The sequence below is a fragment of the Paenibacillus sp. FSL L8-0641 genome (genome assembly GCF_038006265.1).
Lineage (GTDB): Bacteria > Bacillota > Bacilli > Paenibacillales > Paenibacillaceae > Paenibacillus > Paenibacillus polymyxa_D.
Window position 1 is genome coordinate 1,533,754 of record NZ_JBBOUW010000001.1, and the last position, 24,626, is coordinate 1,558,379.

General features: G+C 46.4%; 22 protein-coding genes. 19 read left to right on the forward strand and 3 right to left on the reverse strand.

Translation table 11 applies throughout. From position 1 onward, the window contains the following. Window positions 1-77 precede the first annotated feature (77 nt). A complete protein-coding gene (locus MKY16_RS06845; protein ID WP_340954761.1) occupies window positions 78-1,397 on the reverse strand; it encodes an Nramp family divalent metal transporter in 1,320 nt (439 codons plus the stop codon). A 586-nt stretch (window positions 1,398-1,983) separates the two neighbouring features. Between MKY16_RS06845 and MKY16_RS06850 the strand changes: the two genes are divergently transcribed. From MKY16_RS06850 to MKY16_RS06860, 3 genes are all read left to right on the forward strand, one after another. Next, window positions 1,984-2,403 (forward strand): organic hydroperoxide resistance protein, encoded by a 420-nt coding sequence (locus tag MKY16_RS06850; RefSeq protein WP_013309264.1) that lies wholly within the window; start codon window positions 1,984-1,986, stop codon window positions 2,401-2,403. Between the two features lie 123 nt (window positions 2,404-2,526). Further along, window positions 2,527-2,853, forward strand: coding sequence for a hypothetical protein (locus MKY16_RS06855; RefSeq protein ID WP_013309265.1), 327 nt, complete (start codon window positions 2,527-2,529; stop codon window positions 2,851-2,853). 130 nt (window positions 2,854-2,983) lie between these two features. After that, window positions 2,984-3,409: a thiol-disulfide oxidoreductase DCC family protein gene (locus tag MKY16_RS06860; protein WP_340954765.1), complete on the forward strand. Its 426-nt coding sequence runs from the start codon at window positions 2,984-2,986 to the stop codon at window positions 3,407-3,409. A 233-nt stretch (window positions 3,410-3,642) separates the two neighbouring features. On the opposite strand, the gene MKY16_RS06865 is transcribed toward MKY16_RS06860, so the two are convergent. Then, window positions 3,643-4,419 carry a DUF3153 domain-containing protein gene (locus MKY16_RS06865; RefSeq protein ID WP_340954768.1) on the reverse strand — a complete coding sequence of 259 codons (777 nt, stop codon included), beginning with the start codon at window positions 4,417-4,419 and terminating at the stop codon, window positions 3,643-3,645. Window positions 4,420-4,657: 238 nt separating this feature from the next. On the opposite strand from MKY16_RS06865, the gene MKY16_RS06870 reads away from it, so the two are divergent. The 15 genes from MKY16_RS06870 (at window position 4,658) to MKY16_RS06940 (ending at window position 21,961) form a co-directional block, all read left to right on the forward strand. Next, window positions 4,658-5,629 (forward strand): metal ABC transporter solute-binding protein, Zn/Mn family, encoded by a 972-nt coding sequence (locus MKY16_RS06870; protein ID WP_340954771.1) that lies wholly within the window; start codon window positions 4,658-4,660, stop codon window positions 5,627-5,629. A gap of 14 nt (window positions 5,630-5,643) precedes the next feature. Beyond that, on the forward strand, window positions 5,644-6,408 hold the full coding sequence (locus MKY16_RS06875) for a metal ABC transporter ATP-binding protein (RefSeq protein ID WP_029516358.1): 765 nt from the start codon (window positions 5,644-5,646) through the stop codon (window positions 6,406-6,408). Between the two features lie 5 nt (window positions 6,409-6,413). After that, entirely contained in the window at window positions 6,414-7,343 is a 930-nt protein-coding gene (locus MKY16_RS06880) for a metal ABC transporter permease (RefSeq protein ID WP_029516359.1), read from the forward strand. Next, window positions 7,340-8,227: a metal ABC transporter permease gene (locus MKY16_RS06885; protein WP_069012197.1), complete on the forward strand. Its 888-nt coding sequence runs from the start codon at window positions 7,340-7,342 to the stop codon at window positions 8,225-8,227. Before MKY16_RS06880 ends, MKY16_RS06885 begins: the two co-directional genes overlap by 4 nt. A gap of 215 nt (window positions 8,228-8,442) precedes the next feature. Continuing rightward, window positions 8,443-10,770 (forward strand): histidine kinase, encoded by a 2,328-nt coding sequence (locus MKY16_RS06890; protein ID WP_165145395.1) that lies wholly within the window; start codon window positions 8,443-8,445, stop codon window positions 10,768-10,770. 533 nt (window positions 10,771-11,303) lie between these two features. Further along, window positions 11,304-12,461 carry a ParA family protein gene (locus MKY16_RS06895; RefSeq protein WP_340954774.1) on the forward strand — a complete coding sequence of 386 codons (1,158 nt, stop codon included), beginning with the start codon at window positions 11,304-11,306 and terminating at the stop codon, window positions 12,459-12,461. 15 nt (window positions 12,462-12,476) lie between these two features. Continuing rightward, window positions 12,477-13,724, forward strand: a complete 1,248-nt coding sequence (locus tag MKY16_RS06900; RefSeq protein ID WP_340954777.1) for a CpaF family protein — start codon at window positions 12,477-12,479, stop codon at window positions 13,722-13,724. Beyond that, the gene (locus MKY16_RS06905) at window positions 13,721-14,512 is read left to right on the forward strand and encodes a type II secretion system F family protein (protein WP_318626876.1); all 792 of its coding nucleotides are present in this window, start codon (window positions 13,721-13,723) and stop codon (window positions 14,510-14,512) included. Before MKY16_RS06900 ends, MKY16_RS06905 begins: the two co-directional genes overlap by 4 nt. 6 nt (window positions 14,513-14,518) lie before the next feature. After that, window positions 14,519-15,403: a type II secretion system F family protein gene (locus MKY16_RS06910; RefSeq protein ID WP_340884746.1), complete on the forward strand. Its 885-nt coding sequence runs from the start codon at window positions 14,519-14,521 to the stop codon at window positions 15,401-15,403. 13 nt (window positions 15,404-15,416) lie between these two features. Beyond that, window positions 15,417-15,608, forward strand: a complete 192-nt coding sequence (locus MKY16_RS06915) for a Flp1 family type IVb pilin (protein ID WP_013309278.1) — start codon at window positions 15,417-15,419, stop codon at window positions 15,606-15,608. Then, window positions 15,608-16,276, forward strand: a complete 669-nt coding sequence (locus MKY16_RS06920; protein WP_340954780.1) for a TadE family protein — start codon at window positions 15,608-15,610, stop codon at window positions 16,274-16,276. The genes MKY16_RS06915 and MKY16_RS06920 overlap by 1 nt, the downstream gene beginning before the upstream one ends. Before the next feature lie 40 nt (window positions 16,277-16,316). Further along, on the forward strand, window positions 16,317-18,533 hold the full coding sequence (locus MKY16_RS06925; protein ID WP_340954783.1) for a hypothetical protein: 2,217 nt from the start codon (window positions 16,317-16,319) through the stop codon (window positions 18,531-18,533). Then, window positions 18,502-19,497 (forward strand): TadE/TadG family type IV pilus assembly protein, encoded by a 996-nt coding sequence (locus tag MKY16_RS06930; protein WP_029516369.1) that lies wholly within the window; start codon window positions 18,502-18,504, stop codon window positions 19,495-19,497. The genes MKY16_RS06925 and MKY16_RS06930 overlap by 32 nt, the downstream gene beginning before the upstream one ends. An 85-nt stretch (window positions 19,498-19,582) precedes the next feature. Then, window positions 19,583-20,095 carry an A24 family peptidase gene (locus MKY16_RS06935; protein WP_025722689.1) on the forward strand — a complete coding sequence of 171 codons (513 nt, stop codon included), beginning with the start codon at window positions 19,583-19,585 and terminating at the stop codon, window positions 20,093-20,095. A 63-nt stretch (window positions 20,096-20,158) separates the two neighbouring features. Continuing rightward, window positions 20,159-21,961, forward strand: coding sequence for a DUF6382 domain-containing protein (locus MKY16_RS06940; protein ID WP_340954785.1), 1,803 nt, complete (start codon window positions 20,159-20,161; stop codon window positions 21,959-21,961). Between the two features lie 201 nt (window positions 21,962-22,162). Here MKY16_RS06940 and MKY16_RS06945 read toward each other — a convergent pair whose 3' ends face one another. Then, the gene (locus MKY16_RS06945) at window positions 22,163-23,077 is read right to left on the reverse strand and encodes a TIGR01777 family oxidoreductase (RefSeq protein WP_069012189.1); all 915 of its coding nucleotides are present in this window, start codon (window positions 23,075-23,077) and stop codon (window positions 22,163-22,165) included. Window positions 23,078-23,494: 417 nt separating this feature from the next. Between MKY16_RS06945 and MKY16_RS06950 the strand changes: the two genes are divergently transcribed. Further along, the gene (locus MKY16_RS06950) at window positions 23,495-24,622 is read left to right on the forward strand and encodes a deoxyribonuclease IV (RefSeq protein WP_340954789.1); all 1,128 of its coding nucleotides are present in this window, start codon (window positions 23,495-23,497) and stop codon (window positions 24,620-24,622) included. The last annotated feature ends 4 nt before the right edge of the window (window positions 24,623-24,626 follow it).

Genomic DNA, 24,626 nt, shown 5'->3' on the forward strand with positions numbered 1-24,626 from the left:
TGATAAAAAGAGGTATTCCATGGCTATTTTGCTTCCTGGAATACCTCTTTTTTTACTGGTTACTTCCAAACAGTCTGTCAGCCTGTAATCGTCTGAATAATAAGCACTACATTCAAGATAATGATGATAGCAGTCACGATCCAGGTTAGTACCTTTTGCCACATTTTATTCGCGAATTCACCCATAATCTTTTTGTCACTGGTAAAAAGCAATAATGGAATGATGGCAAAAGGGAGCTGGATGGATAAAATAACTTGGCTCAGTACAAGCAGCTCTTCGGCGCCTTTTTCACCTGCAATCGCAGTGACAATGACTGCCGGAATGATCGCGATAAGACGGGTTACCAAACGACGCAACCAAGGTGAGAGACGAAGGTTCAAGAAGCCCTCCATCACGATTTGTCCAGCTAAAGTGCCTGTTACGGTCGAGTTTTGACCTGAGGCGAGTAACGCTACCCCAAATAGTATGCTCGCCAGTGTGGTTCCCAGTAGGGGCGAAAGCAGATAGTAGGCATCGCTAATTTCGGCTACATCTGTTCTTCCTGCCGTATGGAATACAGCAGCTGCCACGATCAAGATGGCGGCATTAATAAATAATGCGAACATCAGCGCTATACTGGAATCCCAAGTTGCAAATGTAATAGCTTCCCGTTTACCTGCTGAAGTCTGCTCAAATTTGCGAGTTTGTACAATAGAAGAATGCAGATACAGGTTATGCGGCATTACGGTAGCACCCATAATACCGATCGCAATATACAGCATGCTTGGATTCGTCAAAATTTGCGAGTCTGGTACAAAGCCACCCAATACGCCGCCCCATTCCGGTTGTGCCAAAATGAGATTAATGCCAAAACAGCCGGCAATCGTCGCCATCAGTACAATGACGAGGGTTTCCAATGCCCGAAAGCCTTTGTTTTGCAGCAGTAAAATGAGCATAACATCAAATGCGGTAATGATAACTCCGTATAGTAACGGTAGACCAAACAGCAACTTCAGCGCAATGGCTGAACCGATGACCTCGGCTAAATCCATGGCTGCTATGGCAATTTCGCACAAGAGCCATAAGCCGATCGCGACAGGACGACTGTAGGCATCACGGCACATTTGAGCCAAATCTTTACCTGTGGCAATGCCAAGCTTGCCAGATAAGGCTTGCAGCAGGATGGCCATTAGGTTGGAGATTAGAATGACACTAAGCAGCGTGTAGCCGAATTTTGATCCGCCGGCGATGTCTGTAGCCCAGTTGCCGGGGTCCATATAGCCGACTGCGACCATATAGCCGGGTCCAGCAAAGGCAAGAAACTTCCGAAACCAGGTCCCGTCTTTTGGGACGCTCAAGGAACGATTCACTTCCGACAGTGAAGCGATTTCCGCGAAGTTACCCTTTGTATTTTTCATACGCTTCACCTTCTTTATGGATGTTGAAATATATTATTAGTGACATAACGATTGTGTTATCCCTATTGTACACTCCCAATAGTTTTTGTCTAGTACAACTTTTGTGTGGTCAAGCAAGTTAATCGTATTTTTGAAGCAATATGGCCATCGTATAAGCTGAACCATAGAAAAACCAAGCTATATCGCTCTGAGGGGAGCGGCTTGGTCGTTTTGGATTTTTTAAATTGTTGTCCATCTACCGGGTGAAGGCCCGTTCCATATTTTGTGAATTTCCTTCTCACGTGCGACAGAGTTATCCCATCGAATGGGTAGGACCATAAAATGGTCTTACCTTATTCCGTCCCTGAAAATTAAACGACTGGTGGAGATGGTTGTTCAATGTAGACGGCCCAAGTAGGGACCTATAACATATAGTGTAAACATGGTGGGGTGGAACTAAACGGTAAATGTACTAGTTTACATCCATATTTCAAATGATTCATTTTATGTAGTTCGTTTAAAGTACATACGAGAAGGAAATCATGTATTAACATGACGATAGGTTCCTGCGGAATGCAAAAAAATATAGTGAAGGAGAGATGAAATCATGGAAGCATTATACACAGCATCAGCAACGGTACATGGTGGAAGAGACGGTTCAGTCGCTTCATCCGATGGAGTTTTGAAGCATAAGCTCAGCACGCCGAAGGAACTGGGTGGCGCAGGTGGAGAAGCTACGAATCCAGAGCAATTGTTTGCGGCAGGCTATGGTGCCTGCTATGAGAGCGCATTGGCTAATGTGGCCCGGAAGGCTAAGGTGAAGGTGGACAATGTTGAGGTCACCAGCCACGTATCTATCGGCAAGGATCCAAGCGATGGCGGCTTCCAGCTGGCGGTACGTCTGGATGTGAAAATACCCGGTATTGAACGCGCCCAGGCCGAAGATTTGGCACGCCAAGCGCATGATTTTTGTCCGTACTCCAAAGCAACACGCGGTAACATTGATGTCGAGCTTAATGTCATTTGACTGCATTTCTATAACTTCTACACTCTGGCCGCCGATTTATCGGGGGCTTTTGCACATAGATCTTGATTCGCTGAGATTCACGACCATTTGACATCATCGCCAAAATTCATTAAGATGGCTTAGGTGATTCTGGTCATCAGGTACGAAACAAATTTGAAAAATACGGGTGATATGATGTCTTACAGACCGAATATTGTTAATTTCACGCTGGCTGGCAGCAACGAAAAAGAAGGGCTTTATGAGTTTAAAATGAGTTTGGCCGATGGAACGGAGTGCCGCGTTTTTTCTCAACGTCATCCGGAGTGGACCTTGACGAATATTAGTCGACTGCTAACGACGCCTTGCCCGGTATGCCATAAGGATTTTATCTGCAAGTGTATGGATAAGTTCCATGAGGAGTTTTTAGAGCAAATTAATACGAAACAGCTGTTTGAGAAAGCATTGAGCTAGTTTTTCGAACAGGTAAAGACTATACATTTCTAAACAAGCGTCGGATACTTTCGGCGTTTTTTTGTTTATATTCATATGGTTGCGTTGCTGGTATTCATGCCGTTGATTTCTCTGGAGGTGAAATGCATTTATGAACCAGACTGATCATGCTCATTCAGATCATTCCATTGTGTTGGTGGATGGGATATGCCACTTTTGTCAGGGAGCTGCCCGCTTTATTATCAAGCGTGACCCTAAAGGGAAATTTCATTTTGGTTCCCTGCAATCCGAGGCAGGACAAGAACTTTTACGTGCAGGAGGACTATCTACAGATCAGCTGGATACGTTTGTACTGATTGAAGACGGTACGTATTATACAAGGTCCACCGCGGCTTTGCGAATTGCCAAACGTCTTCGTTTTCCATACCCGCTGGCCTATGTGTTCATCCTGGTTCCCCGCTTTGTGCGCAACGCAGTCTATAACTGGGTGGCGCGTAACCGATATCGTTGGTTCGGCAAGGATGAAGAGGATCAATGTCTGATCCCCCCACCAGAAATTAGACAACGATTTTTTTAGAGGTTGTTCAAAAAGTCGTCTTTTCATAACGAAGCTACTCAAGAAGCGGATTCGACGTCGAATCTTGAATTCAGCCGGGCCAATAGCATATGCTTCCGAAGTATGTTTCCTGCGGAAACATTTCAGTTGCTCACGTAGATCTGTCTACGCTCCGCTACTCAGTCTCTAGCTTCATCCAACCTTCTCGGTCCTGAAAAGCCGACTTTTTGAACACGCACTTTTAGTTTCTTTTTTTAAGTTTCTTTTTTGGAGCGATGTCTACGAATTAGTAAGATCACAGCGATCACGATCAATATCAGGCTCGTAACAGCTACATACATGATATGTCGTACATTGGGCACGTTAACAGACAATTTTAGCTCGTTAGATTCCAATGGAGCAATGTTCCAGTACAGTGTTTTTCCGTCTTCCGACACACGGTCCGCATTATGGGTAGCAGGTTGGATGGGTAAGGATAGGCTGAAGTTAAGATCCAGCTGCCGCTCCAGTAATTTGCGCGCAAACACATTCATTTGCTTAAATTTGTCACTCAGTCCTTGAGCTTCTTCAGGAAGCATCCGTGGTAGATCGAGCTTCATGGTAAGATCAATATTCGTTGTGAAAAAATGTTGGCTCACAGCGCGCTTTATTTCTAATCCCTCAGGTAGATGTAATCCCTGACTGGGATTTTTTTTGTTTGTGCTCCAATCTCCTTGATAATGCCCCTTGATTTGATATCCCTTTCTTCCCTGTTCAGCTAGCGGCTGTACATCTACATTGTTGCTTTGAATACGCTTGACTAATTGATCTAGCACCCCGGGATTGTCCAACATCATCAGTGTCTGGTTGTTTACGCTGAACGTCACATCCATATCTACACTTTGATCGAGATGAACATCTACATGGATGTCACCTCGAGCACAGGAAGTTAGGGCAAGCAGACAGCATACCAGCATAAAAATGAGCAGTATTTTTCGTATCCGAACTTGCCGACGTTTGTTCCGATATGGGCTGTACCCTATTGGCTTCATGACCTACACCTCTTTATATGTATTCTTTGGTTTAACGATTGGATATCTTCTATATATTACACATTGGGAGAACGAAAATCGAACGGTATAACGAAATACATAAGAAGAATTATATTTCACAAAATGTTTCCCTAGGTAAAAACTTTAGTGTATACTCTAAAATATAGTATTGATAAAAAATAATTGAATCAAGGAAATAGTTTGTCCCAAAACGAAATTCAAAGGAGGATTTTAAAACATGAACAAGCAGTTTAAGAAGGCTTTGCCGCGCTGGGTAACGACAGTTGGAGTATTGTCTCTAGCTCTGGTTCTAGCGACTGCATGTACCGATGCTAAGAAGAAGGAGCAGGGAAGTGCGAGAGAGACGGGACAAAAAATAAAGGCTACGGCTACCATCGGTATGATCTCTGACATTGTCGGCAAGGTCGGCGGTAATTATGTGGAGGTCACGGGAATTATGAAGTCAGGCGTTGACCCGCATTTGTACAAGGCTTCACAGGGAGATATGCGCAAGCTGGATCAGGCCGACGTTATTTTTTATAACGGATTGCATCTGGAAGGAAAAATGCAGGACATTCTGGAGAAAATCAGCAAGCAAAAACCCGTCATACCCGTGTCCAAAAACATCGCACAGGATCAGTTGCGTGCAGGTAGCCCGGAAATGGGATCTGAGCATGATCCACATATCTGGTTTAACGTACAGAATTGGATGTCTGCGGTAGAAACCGTCAGAGATGAATTGTCGGCGCTAGACGCTGTTCATGCGGAGGAATATAAGGCCAACGCAGAAGCCTATCTTACTGAGCTGCGAGAGCTGGATGATTACACGAGAGAGCAGATTGCCAGTATACCGGAAGCCCAGCGCGTGCTTGTCACGGCACATGATGCTTTCGGCTATTTCGGAGATGCCTACCACATTCAAGTGAGAGGACTTCAAGGTATGAGCACAGAATCAGAAGCGGGTTCTCAAGATGTGACCAAGCTGCGAGATTATTTGGTGGAGCATAAAATCAAGGCCATATTCGTAGAATCTAGTGTTCCGAGAAAGGCCATAGATGCGGTTATTCAGGGGGCCGCTCAGCAAGGTCATACAATTGAGGTTGGTGGCGAGCTGTATTCGGATGCCATGGGTGAAGAGGGCACAGAAAATGGAACATATATCGGAATGGTCAAGCATAACGTCAATACGATTGTTAAAGCTCTTAAATAAGGAGGCAGAGATACATGGGGCATTCACCACTTGTCGTTCGTGATTTATCGGTAGCTTATCAAAAAAAGCCCGTTTTGTTCGATGTTTCCTTTGAGGTGCCGGAAGGCAAGCTGATTGGTATTATCGGCCCGAACGGGGCTGGGAAATCTACACTGATCAAGGCAACGCTTGGATTGATTCCAAAGCTTAGGGGCGAGGTGCTAGTTTACGGCAAGCCCTATAAGCAACAGCTGCTTAAGGTTGGCTATGTACCACAGCGGGAGTCGGTGGATTGGGATTTTCCGACGAACGCATTGGATGTGGTTTTGATGGGACGGTATGGCAGATTGGGCTGGTTTAAGCGTCCGGGAGCAGCAGATCGTCAGGCTGCAATGGAGAGTTTGGACAAAGTTGGAATGAGCCAATATGCAGACAGACAGATTAGTCAATTGTCTGGCGGCCAGCAACAACGTGTTTTTTTAGCCAGAGCACTCGCGCAGGACGCTCAGCTTTATTTTATGGATGAACCGTTCGTCGGTGTGGACGCTGCAACGGAAAAAGCCATTATTTCATTGCTCAACGATCTGAAACAGCAGGGTAAAACCGTGCTTGTCGTTCATCATGATTTATCTACAGTCACGGATTATTTTGATCAGGTTATGCTGTTGAACGGGCATCTTATGGCGTTTGGAGAGACGACAGATATTTTTACCGAGGAAAATCTGCAGCGTACGTATGGCGGGCGTCTGAGTATACTCAAAACAGGCCCGGATTCCGGCACGATACTTGGAGTGAGGTGAGCAGTATGACAAGCTTGGCAACGCTTTTGACCGATCCAAACATGCAGTGGATTTTGCTGGGCTGCATTTTGCTCGGTTTAAGCAGCGGGGTGATTGGCAGTTTTATGTATTTGCGCAAGCAGTCGCTCATGGGAGATGCTTTGGCACATGCGGCTTTGCCGGGGGTATGTGTGGCATTTATGATCACAGGTACAAAATCTGTGTTTGGATTTATGATTGGGGCCGCCATTGCAGGGATTGTTGCGACCTTTGCTATCAGTGCGTTAACCCGGTATTCGCGAATTAAAAGCGATTCGGCGATTGCAGCGGTGCTGTCGGTATTTTTTGGCTTTGGCATTATGTTGTTGACCGAAATTCAGCATAGTGGCGCAGGAAACCAAAGCGGATTGGACAAATTTCTATTTGGTCAAGCTGCGGCAATGGTATTGTCTGATGTCTATACGATGGCGGTAATTTCAGTGGTACTCATCGGAATATGTATATTATTTTTCAAGGAATTTAAGTTGCTCAGCTTTGATCCTGGCTTTGCGCGCGGACTTGGTTTTCCGGCAGGTTGGCTGGATAAGTTGTTGATGCTATTGATTGTCATTGCGGTGGTTGCTGGCATTCAGGCCGTGGGAGTCATAATGATGGCTGCCTTGCTGATTACCCCGGCAGTGTCGGCAAGATACTGGACAGAGAAGCTGGGTGTCATGGTGTGTCTATCAGGCTTGTTTGGTGCTATAGCGGGGCTTGGTGGGACGCTCATTAGCTCTCTGGGGCAAAATCTGCCTACAGGACCGTTATGTGTGTTGTGTGCGACTGTGGTGTTTGGAATGAGCTTGATTTTTGCGCCGCAGCGCGGGATGATCTCCAAGGCTATCGTTCGGTTGAACGCCAGGAAAAATCTGGAGCTGACAGTCGGAACACAGCCAAGGGAGGAGCGTGCCCTATGAGTTCATTTTATGTAATTTTGACGGGAATGTTAGTGGCAGGGGGATGTAGTATCGTTGGGTGCTTTCTTGTGCTCCGAAAAATGGCTATGATCGGTGATGCAATCAGTCATGCGGTACTGCCGGGGATTGTCATTGCCTTTCTCATCAGCGGATCGAGAGATTCGGTTTGGATGATGTTTGGTGCGGCAGTGCTGGGTCTTCTAACGGTGTACCTGATTCAGCTGTTCCAACAAAGCGGTCTGCAAAGTGATGCTGCCATTGGCGTGGTGTTTACGACATTGTTTGCTATCGGTGTTTTGCTGATCAGCGTGTTTGCTTCCAATGCCCATCTGGATATGGATCACGTTTTATATGGGGAAATTGCTTATGTGCCGTGGAATACGTTAGAGATAGCTGGCTTTGATGTCGGTCCGAGGGCTGTGTGGATTACGGGTGCGATGTTTTTGATCAATTTGCTCGTGATAGGGGGCTTTTTCAAGCAATTTAAAATTACTTCCTTCGATCCCGCTTTGGCAGCTTCATTAGGCATTCCAGTTGTTTTTTTTCATTATCTGCTGATGAGTCTCGTCTCATTAACGACGGTGGCGTCATTTGAGAGCGTGGGCGCAATTCTGGTGGTTGGCATGCTCGTTGTACCGCCTCTTACCGCTTATTTGCTGACGGAGAAGTTGTCCCGTATGATTGTATACAGTGTCGGACTTGGGGCCATCAGCTCGGTCGCAGGCTTTTACACAGCAAGTGTATTGGATGCTTCTATTGCGGCATGTATGCTGTGTGTATCGGGTGTGTTGCTGCTTTTGGCTTTTCTCTTTTCCCCGTCTCACGGTGTGGTATGGCAAAAGTTAATTCAACAGCGGGGGATCGTTGGCGAAGATAGCAAGTGATTATAGGAAGTGATCCCATATGAGTTACCCAATATAGCGTGCATTCAGGCATAAGAGACCCGAATGCACGTTTTTTTGCGCTTATGCTACCCTGTGCGGCTTTTTTTGGGGCAAGCTTGATTGATCATCTTGAATTGATTGGGACACGGGAGTACATTCATTACAACCATATAAGATGGACGGAACGAGCGGCTACGCTGTGGGGAGGAACGAAAGTGGAGAGCTTCAAACGTAAATCACCAGAGGAAATACTGGATTCGATTAACAAACTGCATCGAGGCAGACTCAAAATATACATGGGTGCGGTCAGTGGCTCGGGTAAAACGTATCACATGCTGCATGAGGGACGGTCGCTGCAGCATGAAGGTATCGATGTTGTGATTTGTGCGGTATCGACCATGCAGCGGCCTGTGACCGTGGAACAGGTCGGCACGTTGGAGCGCGTGCCTAGTATTCATTGGATAAAAGATGGTGAGGAGCAAAAGGATCTGGATGTGGAAGCTTTGGTGGCACGAAATCCCGAGGTGGTACTGGTGGATCATTTGGCACATCATAACCGCAAAGACGCCCCATTTCCAACACGGCTGGAGGATATTCGGTATTTGCTGGAGCAGGGGATTAGTGTCATTACGACGGTCAATGTTTATGAACTCGAAGGAATTACGGAGTGGGTATATCAGCTGACAGGCTTTGAAGCGGAATATACGGTTCCGGTTGATACACTGGAGCTGGCGGATGAAATTCGTCTGATTGATGCCACCCCGGAGATGATTTTGGAACGGCTGGCGAAAGGCTACATGCATACGCCCAATCCTGAGATGTTTCACCGGGGAAATCTGGGTAAATTGCGTGAGCTTGCCTTGCGATTGGTAGCAGAGGATGTGAATGATTCGCTGGAACGGCACCGGGAGGAGTTGGGCTTGCACGGGGCGTCAGGAGCCGCAGAGCGTATTTTAGTACCTGTCCAATATCATTGGAATGGGTCCATTTATGTACGCAGGGGGGAACAGGTCGCCAAGCGGTTGGGTGGAGATATGCTAGTAGTCTCCTTTGTCAGCTCGAAGCGCAAGCTGTCCAAGGAATCAGCAGCCTTTAAGCGCTCAATTGAGCAATTGGCCGACAAGATAGGATCAACATTTGAAGAAATCCCGCTTTTTTCCCGCAGAAGGTTGCCTCGCCAACTGATTCATTATGCGGTGACGCACAATGTTACCCGTATTGTTATGGGACATTCTCGGCAGACTCCGTGGCAGGAGCTGATGAAAGGATCGCTGGTGAACGGGATTTTAAAACGAATGAAAAATATGGATCTACTGCTGATTGCAGACCGAGCCGAGCAGGAGGGTGAGCGAATTTTACCAACGATGAGACAGGAGGTAGAAGAGAATGACCCGTATCATCGTTTGAGCGTTGAGGAAGCACAGGCTGAGGCAGCCAAAATCCTGCGAGGCAAGCTCAAGGTATACATTGGCGCTGCTCCGGGGGTCGGCAAAACATACACGATGCTGAGAGAGGGAAACGATCTGCTGGAGAGCGGGATTGATGTGGTTATCGGATTGCTGGAAACGCACGGAAGAGCAGAAACATTGGCCCAGGTAGGCTCTCTGGAGATGATCCCTCGTCAGTCCATTGAGCGTCATGGCGCACACTTGGAAGAAATGGACACCGAAGCTATTCTCAGGCGCAATCCCGAGGTGGTGCTAATTGATGAGCTGGCTCATACCAACGTCCCAGGAAGTCTGAGATCCAAGCGCTATGAGGATGTGCTCGCCATTTTGGAACAAGGGATCTCTGTGATATCCACAATGAATGTACAGCATCTGGAGAGCTTAAATGATGCGGTAGAACAGATTACTGGCATACGAGTGAGAGAGACTGTTCCCGACCATATGATGCGTCTGGCCGATGAAGTGCAGCTTGTTGATGTGGCTCCCAAATCGTTGCAGCAACGTATGCGTGAGGGCAAAATATACGATCCTGCGAAGGTGGAACAGGCACTTAGCCACTTTTTTAAACTGGGCAATCTGATTGCGTTGCGTGAACTTGCTTTGCGGGAATTGGCAGATGACGTAGATGAGCGGCTAGAATCCTGGGATCGACACGAATCACTTCGGGGACCGTGGCGCAGGGAGGAAGTGATCTTCGTAGGCGTGACGCTAAGCGAAAATGCTGAAAGGTTGATCCGCCGTGGTTTTCGTATCGCCTTTCGGCTAAAGGCTGTGTGGATTGTGACGTATGCTCATGTCGGTGAGTGTATACCCGAGAGACTGAACCCTCGTCTGGAACAACTAAAGTTGCTGACCCACCGACTGGGGGGAACCTTTGAGATGCGGCTTGTTTCCAGCCGACGCGAGATTGCCGACATTTTGATTGCTCCGGTGGAAGGATATTCAGGAACGCAGCTTATCGTGGGGCAGTCTTCCCGAAGTAGCTGTTGGGGTAAGTCTGCGGTTGTGCCGAGGATTCTCCGTCAAGCACGTCATATGGATGTTCTAATTGTGGCGGATTATGATCCGGATATTAAGCTGGAGGTAGATCATTAATTAGCCCAGCAAATTCATAAATAGTCATATGCTGGTTACCGATGGTTCGCTGCTTCCATAGTATATTCTATCTCAAAGAAATGGAGGCGAATTTAAATGTTTAAACATCGTAAGCATCATTGTCATTTTCCAAAGCCAAAAAAACGTGTCTTTAAGAAGATCATTAAGGTGACTGTCATTAAGTTTAAACCTAAATTTGAACGTGATCATCGGAAACATGAAGATTTTGATAAGAAATGTCATTGCCGGAAACGTCATCATCGCCATCATCGCCATCATGACTGTCATCGTCGTCACCACAAATTCTACTAAGATGAAGATGGTAGGAGGCGGGGCTAGACTGCCCGCCTTCTCTTAGTACGAGGATTTTGGAAGATACTTGCACAAAAAATACTTGCTCTAATATAAGCGCTATGCTATTCTACCAGTAAATAGATTGCACGTGACGGAAGCACCGTTCACCAACCGTATGTACTTACGGATGGATGAACGGTGCTTTTTTGCGTTGTTGTGTTAGGGAAGGGATGAGCATTATGATTCCAGTGAAAGTGGTATTAGCCGTAGAAGGTCGGGATTATATTGAGCCGCTGCTGAATTATGTTCACGGAAGCGAGTACGCTAGAAGGCTGAGAATAACGGCTTTTTCGCAACCGGAGGCATTTCATCAATACATGATGGAAACCAGCGGAATGAAAAGACCGGATGTGGTGGTTGGTGAAACTCCCTTTTTGAATCTATGGACAGACAGGGAAGCTGCTGATATTCCTTGTTTGGTATTGCATGAGGGAGAACAAGTGAGCGAATATGGACAGCCTTTATTAAAATATCAGCCTTTATCTGAACTGGTCGGTTTTATTTTGGAAACGGCGAGACAGAAGTCAAATGGTCGGAAAAGTGTAAACAGCCGGGAAGGTGGGATGATTATCGGCATGGTAGCAGCTTCCGGAGGACTGGGCAAGACAACGGCCGCACTCAATATGTCCAAACAGCTGGGGAATGAGGGATATTCGGTATTCTATCTGAATCTGGAGACGGTGGATTCAAGCTCATTATTCACTGGTTCAGGCAGTGCTAGCGGAGCAGAAGGAGAAGGGCTGTCCAGGCTGCTCTATGATCTCAAGGCAGAAGGGAGTGAGGAGACTCCGTTATCCATGGCTTCCTATTGTGTTCGTCGCCCTGAAATTCAGGCGGATACTTTTCAGCCTGTCTATAATCGCAAGGAGCTGACGGATATGACTTGTGATGAAGCGAAAGAGCTGATTCGAACAGTTGCCGAAAGTGGACAGTATGATGTAGTGATCGTAGATGGCGATTCTGAAAAAGGTGATCGGGCTCAAGCCGTGCTTGAAGCTAGTCATAAGCTGATTTGGCTGCTGGCAGACGATTTAATGAGCATGCACAAGTGCGGATTATGGCTGGATGTTTTAGAAACCACGCGGCCTGAAGGGCTTGAAGACATGATATGCAAAACCAGCTTTGTGGTGAACCGCTATATGGGAACTATGATCAACTCGTTACCTCGTGACTTCATGGAGCTAAACGGAGCGTTACCCTATATACCTTCATGGAAACAGATGCAGCACCGTGAGCTGCTGCTAAGTTCACCGATTTATCAGCGGGAAATTCGTCATCTATGCCGCGAGCTGCTGAATGTGGACAGTGTAACACATCCGGCCACCGTTTGGTCTTAAAAGGGGCTGATGAACATGAATGAGGAACGATTTAAGACATTGCGAGCAGATATCCGAAACGGGCTGGACGTAACGTCTTCGGTAAAGGATGCAGATCTGGTACGGCATATTGAAAATCGAATTTTACACGATGTAGAGCTGGTGGGCTTAACTTCCCGGGAGAAGCACACACTTGTCCGCAAGATTTTTAACTCTTTCCGTGGGCTGGATGTACTCCAGCCATTGATTGACGACCCGACCGTTACGGAAATTATGATCAACAGTCACCGGGAAATCTTTGTGGAGCGGGCTGGTGAGGTGATGCAGATACCCGATCAATTTGAGTCCCGCGAGCGACTGGAGGATTTAATCCAGACGATTGTAGCCGGAGTGAATCGAATTGTGAATGAGGCTTCCCCCATTGTGGATGCCCGATTAAAGGATGGGTCACGCGTAAATATTGTGTTGCCTCCAGTTGCTCTCAAGGGTCCGACGATGACCATACGGAAGTTTCCCGAGCGTCCTATGACGATGGATGACTTGATACGAATGGGTGCGCTGGATGCAGAAGCCGCTGCTATGCTCAAGGACTTGGTACGTAGCAAGTACAACATTTTTATAAGCGGAGGAACGGGTTCTGGTAAAACAACTTTTCTGAATGCATTATCCCAATTTATCCCGCCGTCTGAACGGATTATTACCATTGAAGATTCAGCAGAGCTGCAAATTGTGACGGTCCCTAATCTGGTCTCCATGGAAACACGGAACGCGAACACCGAGGGGAAGGGAGAAATCACAATTCGTGATCTGATTCGTTCCTCCCTGCGTATGCGGCCCAACCGCATTGTGGTGGGTGAGGTCCGGGGGAGTGAGGCATTGGATATGCTGCAAGCGATGAATACTGGCCATGATGGGAGCTTGTCAACTGGGCATGCGAATAATATCCGCGATATGGTCAGCCGGCTGGAAACGATGGTGCTGGGAGGGGCAGAGCTTCCGCTTGGAGTAGTACGACAGCAGATCAGCTCGGCCATTGATATATTTGTTCATCTGTCACGGATGCGCGACAAATCCAGACGAGTGCTGGAAATTAGCGAAGTGATTGGTTTTGAAAAGGGTGAGGTGACGCTTAACCCCCTTTATCGGTTTCAGGAGCGAGGAGAAAGCAAGGGGCGAATCGTAGGAGGTCTGGAACGTTGTGGCGAGGGTCTGCAACATACTTTGAAGCTGCAAATGGCCGGGATCAATCCGGAAAACTGGCACAGGGGAGGCGTATCAGCGTGAAGTCAGGAAAAACGGCGGCCAAGCAAGTATCACGTGAGGCCCCTTCTCTGCCAGATTATACGGTGTATACATTATCGACAGTACAAAAAAGTCTGTGCATATTCTTTAGTGGCGTGTTGTTCGCGATGATCGGTTATCTATTTTATCACCAATGGATATTATCGTTGCTGTGCGCTGCCGGGGCTGGGGTGATGCCTCGTTATTTTAGGCAATTTTTGCTGCAAAGACGCAGGTCTGCCCTAAGCATCCAATTCAAACAGGCTTTATATTCGCTCTCGTCTTCTCTTTCAGCGGGAAGGTCGGTGGAGAATGGTTTTCGTGAGGCTGTAGAGGATTTGAGATTGCTTAGTCCAGATGGAGATCACGACCTGATTTTTGAATTTAACATTATTACCGCCTGTCTCGAAATCGGACAGCCTGTAGAAACCGCTTTGCAGGATTTGGCCCGTCGGGCGCAGATGGAAGATATTACGAATTTTGCGGACGTATTTGCGGCTTGCAAACGAACCGGAGGTGATCTGGTGGAAGTCGTAAGACGAGCTTCAAGTGTCATTGGTGAGAAGCTGGAAATTCAACAGGAGATCGGTGTAATGATTGCGCAGAAACGTTTTGAATCGAGGGTTATGTTTGCGGCGCCTTTTTTGTTTGTATTGTTTATGACCATGACAGCGGGTGATTACATGATGCCCTTATACAGCGGTACAGGTATGATTTTATCAACCTTTTGTTTATTGGTGCTTGGTGGGTGTCTCGTGTGGATCAACCACATTATGAAGATTGAAGTGTAAGGAGAGATGGGTGTGGTGATGTTGATTTGTCTGGTCATGCTGGTTCTGCAAGTGGGAGGTTGGGTGGTGCTGAACCAGATGCACGGTGCTAAGTATGCGCATTTTCGCCATATGAAGTTGGAGGGACTGCGGCTGCAAAGACTTTCAGTCCCATTTGTACACATGATTCATGCTTCACGTGCTACTCATAGGCTGCCTTTGCTAATGTTCAAGCTCCAGCGTTCGGTGCAAAAGCTGTATGGTATGCGCAACAGCGGAGAAAAAACGATGCTTTTTCTGGCAGAAATGTTGGGTTACGGATATATGATGGCTGCTGGTGGAGCTATAGTATCGCTTTTGCTGGGTGGGGATGCGACCGGGCTGGTGCTCGGATTGGGACTTGGTCTTCTGGTACCCATCGCGCTGATCAAGGATTTGCACGGGAAAGTACAGAAGCGGGATCAGCAAATTTTAATGGAACTGCCTGAACTGTTGAGTAAAATGATGCTTTTAGTAGGTGCAGGTGAGACGGTACAACGGGCATTGCTACATTGCGTGGAACGTAAAGGGGCGGATACGGAACATCCGTTGTATCGAGAACTGAGGCAGACGGTGGCAGAATGGGAAAGCGGCTTTTCCTTTCAACAGGCATTTGAGCACCTGAGCAAACGTTGTGGTATTCAGGAAATGACAGTATTTACGACGACAGTTTTGTTGAATATGAGGCGCGGCGGGAGCGATTTCGTGATGGCTTTACGTGAGTTGTCCCAGACGTTATGGGGCAAGCGGACTTCAATTAGCCGCACAAGAGGGGAGCAGGCTTCATCTAAGCTGGTATTCCCGATGGCGCTGATTTTGCTAACGGTAATTGTGCTGGTGGGCGCTCCGGCTTTAATGATGATGAATATGTAGGAGGAATACAACGATGATGACATTAGTAACAGGCAGTATTCGTAAATTGTACAAGGATGAGGATGGTCTGGGTACGTTAGAAATGATCCTGATCATTGCCATTCTGATTGCGGTGGCAATTATTTTTAAGGATCAGATCAAGAAAATTGTAGAAGGGCTTTTGAAAAAGGCGGATAAAAAAAGTAACGATTTTATGGATTCATAATGCTGCGCAAATTGGCACAAAAAGAGGACGGGAGCTTCTCCTTGGAAGCTTCCCTCGTCTTTCCCATTCTACTGCTGGTCATTTTTGTGATGTTATTTTTTTGCCTGTACATATATCAAAAGTCTATATTGGTGCAGGTCGCTGCTACTGCTTCGGAAAGGGCCGCTTACAGTTGGGATAACAGCTTCAAGGACCCACGTACGGGAGCATTTACACAGGGGCAACGGGATTCTCTCTATTGGCGCTTGAAGGATGATGTTATGCTCGGAGCCCTGTTTGGCTGGACCGGAGCCAACAATCAGGAAAGTGTACAGGTTCCGGGCGGCAATGGGGGAGGCTCGTTACCTGCTCAAAAGCTGTCCAATGCAGAAAATAATATGCCTGCGGGCATGCAGGGGCAGATGACATATGAGAACAGTATGATTCACCGTAAGGTGACCACCAAGTTAAATAAGATCGTGAAGGTACCTTTGTTGAATCAGTTTTTAGATCAGACAGATTTGAAAGGGGAAATGAGTTCAGGCGTGGTCGAACCTGTGGAATGGATTCGTACGGTGGAGTTGGTCCGTTATTATGGTGCGAAGTTTATGGGCAGAGGATCAGGTGAAAAGGTAGATTCGGCAGTTGTAGGGAAAGTATTGATGCAATATGGTCAAAATGGTCAGTGAGAAGTAAGGAATAGGAATGTAACTGGGAAGGAGGAAGCGGGTGTTTGGTAAGGGTCACAATACAAAGGACGGGGAATCAGGTGCTGTCACGGTCTTTTTAATTCTGATTTTGGCGGTCATGTTCGGTTTTATTGCTGTATTTATTGATTACGCGAGAATTGCTGCACTGCATGTGCAGACCGAACGGCTGACCCATGCGGCGGTTCGTTCAGTGATGTCTGCTTATGATCCGACATTACAACAGGAGTACGGTTTGTTTGCTTATGGCGAAGGCGGCGGAGAACAAATTATGGTCAAAGTGCTGAATGATAGCGCGCGGCGTACGACACGCGCAGAAACGCTACCGCTTATGAATATGAAGCTGGATTCTAGTTCCCTGCAAATGGAAAGGGAGCTTGGTAAATATGCCATATTTAACGAGCAGATCCGTGAAGAGATGAAGTATAAAGCACCTGTCGATTTTACGTTTGAAGTGCTCGAAAAGCTGAAGCCGCTCTCTCAAAATATGAAAGAGGCTTCTCATACGGTAGATTTGCTGAAACGGCTGCAAAAGCTATACGACAGACGAGAGGCCAAACTGGATGACATGCTGGAGAAGCAGCGTAAGGCAGGAGCTTATATGGAAGAGGTTCGCAAGCGGATTATTAAACAGAGGGGCACCTATATGCCCAATCAGTATATATGGGACCCGCTTGAGGTTGTAGCCGATATTGCCGCTCAATATAAGCATTACGTACATGTATATGAAGACAATAAGAAGAGTGTGGACGACGTTAAAATCATGCAGATGGAAAAGTATGCACGTAGAGCGAGGGCAGCGCTTGATCGCCTGCGTCAGATCATGGTTCAAGCTGGGGAAGAACATGATAAGTTGCTTCTGGAAGCCAAGGAACCGTTAAATGAAGCACGGCAGATTAATGAAGAGATGCGCAAAGTCATTGCCCAATATAAGCAGAGGGCGGCCAATGCTGGCTACGATGAGGTTTCAGCAGCCCCTACTCCAAGCGGAGCAGGATCCAACGCAGATCCGTCGGTAGGAAGCGCACGGCAAAAAGCAGAGGATTTATTGATTCCAGACAAGGAATTTGAGCAATGGGAAGCAGAAATTGAAAAGCAACGGACTTCTATAAATACTGCTAACAATAGAATAACGAGTATGATGCGTACGTTATCCTTTTATACAGATCCATTTTTGAATGCAGACATGCTCAAGCAAGAAGTCGCTTCTACGCTCAAGGAGATAGATAAATACTTAAATGCGTATGCTTGGGCGGGACCCGCCAATGTACTCGACGGTGAAGCCAGGACGATGGATACGCGACGCGGCCTGGACAAAGAACGCAAAAAAATGGAAAAAGAGGCGAAAAACAAGCTCAAACAAGCCTATCGGATTATTGAGGTTCTTTCCAAGGGTAAACAAAGTACAGAACAATTCCAAAATCTAGAGCGGTATTACAATGAAAGTATTTCGTTTAACCAGTCTACATCCAGTCCATCTGTTTCCTCCGATTTGCCCTATGACACCTATGATGCAGCGGGAGCTTCTATGGATAGTATGGATGGTCTATACGGATCGGCATCCAATTTACTGACTCAACTGGGAGACGAGTTTTACCAGAATGAATATGCACTTTCTTACTTCCATCATGTGGATTTCAGCCGTTTTGGCAGTTTGGCCGGATCGGGTGGAAATGCGGGAAATGCTGCACAGATTTTGGGAGATCAGCTAGAGGTAAATAATCAGGAAGTTGAGTATATCCTGTATGGGTTCCATAATCCGACGGGTAATCTGGCATCCGCCTATGGGGAAATTTTTGCTATGAGACTTGCCATTCGAACAATGGAGGGATTGGTTAAGAACAGCTCAAAAGGTAATCCGTTGGTCGTTTTGGCGGCAGCTTTGTTATATGGAGTAGAAAAAGCGATAGAAGACATGATTATGCTGGCACAAAAGGGGGACGTGCCATTGTCTGATTTTCTGAAATTTCGAATGACATACAAGGATCATTTGCGATTGTTCCTGATGCTCCATAGCAATAATGAACGAAAAATGTCCCGTATGCTGGCTCTGATCCGTCTGAATACAGATGTCAATCCTGCTGAGCGGCAAACGTATGCAACGGGTGAGGTCAAGAATGGGATGAGGCTGTGGTTTCTACCTGGGGTAATGAAGATGCTCGGGACCGCCTCAAAAGAAGGCGAGAGTATTAAGGGAAGTGTGTACTATGTCACGAAAACAGCGCATTTTTCCTATTAATCGGTGTTTACGGAAAGTTTGTGGACAAAAGCAATGTGAACAAGGAAGTATTGTTTTAGAAGCGTCATTGGTGTTGCCAATGTTTCTGTTTTTTATTATTTTTCTCATTTATATGGTTCAGATGACACTGGTATCTACAGCGTTGCAGACCACCGCTTCAGAAGCGGTTAAACAGGTTTCGGCTAAAATCTACCCAGTTTCTCTAGCCGTGGAGGCGGCGTCCGCAAAAATAGATGCAGTGCGTGAACCGCTGGATGAACTGCCCAAGTTATCTGTGAGTGAATATGCAAGCCAATTCGCTGCCCAGTTGCCACCTCCAATTGGTGATTGGGTAGAAAGCGCTGTTCAGGGCGGTCAAAAGCCGATGGAGGAACTGCGGGGGCGATTTACGGAAGCTGCACTCGATCCTGTTTTGAAGCCGATGCTAAAGCCTTTTATGGAGGAAAGCATTCTGGAATATGACCGTATTCATATAACGAGCGTACATGTACCTGCTCTTACAGGAACTAAGGACCCTTATTTTAGAGTAGAACTGTCGTATGAACTGCCGATGAAGGTTCCTTTTCTGTATCGCAGCATTGTGCTTCAGGCGGCAGCTGAGGAACGTCTTTGGATTGGTGACACAGGGGAAGGAGCAGGTACAGGAAATGCGACGGGGGACAAGGATGCGGAGCATTCCATACAGTTGCTCGTTAAGCCTGAACCTGCTGTGAAGGGTGTGTACAATTTAATCAAGGCCAAGGTTGAGCCTGGGACGACTGCTAACCTTTCTGTGCTTTATAAGTCGGGTGAAAGCACAGCTCAGCACTTGGGCTGGACCTCTGCCAACGCGGACGGGATTATAGAATGGAACTGGTTTGTGGGAACGAACACAACACCTGGTCAATGGAGCTTTGTAATTGAAACAGAGGTTGGTCAACGTATAGAAGTTCCGTTTACCGTGGAAAAGCCAGCTGATGGATAGGATGGATATAGACTTGTAGGGATAGCTACGATGGAAAATGATTTGGCAGTCTGCTAGTTCTATTTTATAAAGGGGGAAGATCGCATTGACGTGGATGTATATTGTATGCGGAGTTCTGCTCGCGATCGCGTTAGTTACAGATTTACGTAGCATGAAAATCCCTAATAAGCTTACATTGCCCGGCATAGTGGTAGGCTTGGTATTCAATACTCTATTTGGGGGATGGCACGGTTTTTTATTTGCTGTTGCTGGACTGGGTACCGGATTTGGGTTCATGCTGATTTTGTACTGGATGGGAGCTGTTGGTGCAGGAGATGTGAAGCTGTTCGGCTTGATTGGAGCATGGACAGGTGCCGCTTTTGCATGGCAGTCAGCTTTATATTCGATTTTTTTTGCAGGTATTATTGGCATAGGGATTTTGCTATGGAAGAGGGAAACCATCATGAGACTGCGGCGCGTAGCTTTTAATTTAGGAGGATTTTTTCTATTTCGCAGTGGAAAAGCACTGACCAGTGGAAATGAAGCACACCTCAGGTTTCCTTTTATGACGGCAGTCATTCCGGGGGCGATCAGTGCTTATCTTTACTTCTTGCCATGACATGTCCGCTGGGGGAGATCATGCTACCTCATGGAGATAGGAAATTGTTAAGGAGGTCATGAATTGTTTGGTTTAAGCAGGGATTTTACCCGGAACGGCGGGACATTTATGATTCTAAACAAGGAAGACGGGCTCAAAACCGATGATTTAAATTCCGTACAAACTGGAATGATGACTGGTAATCGGATTCCCGGTCTACTGGAACTTAGAATAAAGGAAGTCGATTTTCAGATTGAGTTACATTACGACATTTCGGGGCAACGCATGCTTTCCCAATTATGGAAAGGTGGGGGCGTGTCGACTTCTGATTTCTACCGGATTCTTTTTGAAGTGGCAGATGCCCTCCATCGCAGCCCGCAATATATGTTAGATATTCGCCAGTTTATTTTGCACGAGGATTATATTTTTCTAAGTGGTTCAGGTACAAGGGAAACCGCCAGTTTAACCTATGTTCCTTTACGCAGTGTACAGTATGCAGGGCAAACAGGCAGTCAATTTAAGCAGATGGTTATTCGTTTAATGACTCGTGTGGCCCACTTTCAGGGAGAAAATATACAACGCATACTCGATCTGTGTGATAGAAATGAATTTGAATTGGGTTTGCTAAAGGAACTGCTGTTGCAAGGAATGAAGGCTGGTACAGAGAGTGTTAGCGTGCAGGCAGAAAGTATGGAAGAGCGAGCTTTTTCATCAGCTGATCCTATCCTATCTGCCCATACCTCACAGGGGAACTATACGGATCGTGGCGGAAAATACGCGCGAGAGCATCGGGAAACTCTACAGGAGATTCAGGAGCTTAAACGGATCAATCGGCTCAAACCGTCCGTGAAACCAGAGGAGAATTCCGAGCATGTAACAGAAAACGAAGTAGAAGATGTGGAGTCTGGATTGCAAAAATATAAAACCTACATTGCTCTCGGATGTCTGCTCGCTTCGGCCATCGTGTGGCGTTATATTTATCTGGACCATCCAGAGACGGTACCGTTGATTATTTCCGTGGTGCTGACCTTGGTACTTGCCGCTGTTGCTTATATAAGCTGGACGGGGAAATGGGAGCGCAATCGAACTTCATCTCATATGTACAGCGATTCAGTACCTGTATTGGATTCGGAATGGTTAGGAACTACTTCTTCCCCAGTACGGCGCAAAAATGATCGTTATCAGGTAGATAAGCTGACCGGATTTGTAGCGGGACGTCATCATCAAGACAAGCAATCTTCCGATTCGAGTGATCAAGGGCAGGAGAACTGGAGATGGACTTTTCCAAACTCAGAATCTAAGAGCGTGGGAAATCGAGTTACGGAAGATAGTAAGAAAACTTCAGCAAATTGTGACTTACACGAGCCATCGTGGAAAGGTGCGGAACGGGGAAATGAATTGGAAGCCAGTGATACCAGTGAGGCTTATTATAAGTCTCTCTCCGGGGTAACGGAGCTTCTAAATGCTGCATCTAAGCAGGAAACGATACTGCTTCGTGCAGATCAAGAGATGCAGATTTCACCAGTGCAGCAATCACCAATGGCTTGCCTGGATCGCAAGCCACCAGGTAGTGGAGGGACAGAGCGCATCCGGTTGCAGCCAGACCAATTTGTTGCAGGCAGTTTTATCATCGGGAGAGATCCGCAACTGGTTCAGTTTGTAGAGCATACGGATGGAGCTTCCCGTTCTCATATTGAGCTTTGCATAGTTACAGGAGAACATAGCCACATTGTTAAGGATTTATCCTCGACGAATGGAACTGTTCTGAATGGAGAGCCTATGGTGCCTTATAAGGAGTACACAATGAAGGATGGAGATACTTTTAAAATCGCTGGAGTTTCTTATACTTACCGGTTGGACTCTTTTAAATCCTCCAATGCATCATAAATGAAGGTTATATGGATATATGTCAAGAAGAGGCCTGTTATATTCAGAGCTTCTTTCTTTATGAATAGTGGACTATTCATGGGAATAAAATGGGGCATCTTAATAACTTGTAGTCTGCTTGAGAGATTGTATCTGACTAAAAAGAGGAACCCTAAGCTGGTAGTGACACTACCTACCAGCCAAGAGTTCCTCTTTTTCAATTCAATGCTGTTTTTGGGAAGAATGGAGTTCTTTAAGAGCGTCCTTAAGTGAAGGATAGTGAAACTTAAATCCGTGCTCCAGCGCTTTGCGCGGTATTACCTTCTGACCATCCAATACTAGCGTGCTCATCTCACCAACTAGCTTTGAAACGAGAATGCTGGGGACGGGAAACCAGTGCGGACGGTGATATACCGTAGCTACTGTCCTCCCAAACTGGTCGTTCGTCAAGGGTTGTGGTGATGAAGCATTCACTGCTCCGACGATTTCCGTCGTATGGATGCAGTACGTGATCAGACGAACGATATCTTCAATATGAATCCAGCTCATCCATTGATGGCCGCTACCTATTTTGCCGCCGAATCCGAAGCTATAAGGCATCTTCATGAGTGGGAATGCCCCTTTTTTTCTGTCCAGCACAAGGCTAATGCGTAACTTAATTAAACGGGCTTCAGAAGGGTAGGCATTGGCTGCTTCTTCCCATTGCTCAACTACCTGAGACAGAAAATCTCCCGAACAGCGCGGGCTCGTTTCATCGAATGTTTCGGTCAGGGATGTACCATAGGCGGCAACAGCAGAAGCCTGAATGATTACTTTCGGTTTTTTTTGTAGAGCATTCAATGCTTGAGCCAACCGGGCAACAGATAGCAGTCGAGATTGAAGAATTCTTTGTTTGGACTTATCCGTCCAGCGCTGATTCAGCGTTTCGCCTGCTAAATTAACGACCGCATCTGTGCCTTCCAGTACTTCAGGCTTTTGTTTTAATTCGTTCCAGCTCATATATTGCAAGCGGGGGCTCGCTTCGTGTCCTACCAGTGGCTTGCGGGTAACGACTTTCACGGTGTATCCGTCGTCTAGCAGGCTTTTGACCAGTGCACTCCCCACCAATCCAGTTCCTCCACATACGATGATGTTCATGGAGCCAGCTCTCCTTCCAATTCACAAAAAATACATCCGTTATAGAATATAACCCTTTTCGAGAGAAAAAAACTTCATATGAATGTCCTTTATACGGTTAAGTGTCAATCCATGATTTTATTTACCCCTGTTTGACTAACATATATTCTGATGTGTACTTTATCTACGTATTCCCTTAATAGAGTTATTTGAGGATTTTGCAAAAGCCCAATAAGCGACTTTCAATGAAGAATATATTGATCGAAATGGTCTGGTTCGTCTGTATATTGCACTTTGGAGCGACTGGAATCGAATTTTGCAAAATCCTGATTTAAGAAAGTTGCCATAAAAGCTATGTTGTTTGATTTCAATAATCACGTTAAAATGATTAAATTAAAATAAGACAAGCATAACAGGATAAGGGGATGAATCAGGGTCATGCTGAAAATTGGTTCTCATGTGTCCTTCTCGGACAAGGGTCTGCTCAGCGCTACAAAAGAAGCGTCTACTTACGGGGCCAGCTCCTTTATGATATACACGGGAGCACCGCAAAACACGCGTCGTAAGCCGATGGAGTCCATGTATTTGGAGGAAGGCAAGCAGTTAATGGCTGAGAAGGGAATGGAAGATATCGTGGTGCATGCCCCGTATATCATCAACCTTGGCTCTTACAAAGAAAATACCTATGAGCTTGCGGTCAGCTTTCTTCAGGAGGAAATTCGGCGCACACACGCGATAGGTGTGAAAAATATTGTGCTGCATCCGGGCGCTTTTACCGATAAGGATGCGGAATATGGAATCGGGCGTATTGCCGATGGTTTGAACGAGGTACTGAACGGCGTGAAGGAGACAGATGTTAACATCGCGCTTGAAACGATGGCAGGCAAAGGAACGGAAATGGGGCGTAGCTTTGAGGAGATTGCCTCCATTATAGATAAAGTAGAGCGTAACGAGCGTCTTACGGTTTGTATGGACACCTGTCACATTCACGATGCGGGTTATGATATCGTAAATGATCTGGACGGTGTATTGGAGCAGTTCGACCGTATTGTCGGCTTGAATCGCATTGCAGTTGTTCACATTAATGACAGTAAAAATCCAGTTGGCGCTCATAAAGACCGACATACTCCGATCGGATCAGGCTGGATTGGCTATCAGACTATTCATAATGTGGTGCATCATGAAGCACTTCAAGAACGTCCGTTTATTTTGGAGACGCCATGGATTGGGAAGGAAGCCAAAACTCAGCGTCCGATGTATGAGGTTGAAATTGCCCTGCTTCGCGGAAATGTAAAGGAGCGCTTTGGGGATGAGTTTTTGGGTCAGGTAGAGCAATTGCATTCGTTTTTCAAAAAACAGGATGTGGATGTCCGTAAATTTGTGCTGGACACCTGGGCTCTGCTGAAAAATGATGCCAAAGCAAGAAAAGCCGATCCACGTGAGCCGTTGGAGCGTCTGTATGACATGATAACGGAAGCAGCACTATTTCCAGATTTGAGCGAAGAACACATTAATCAACGGTTGATTGCCTGGTTTGCCGGCAGTCATTTGCCAGTGACGGTATAAGCTA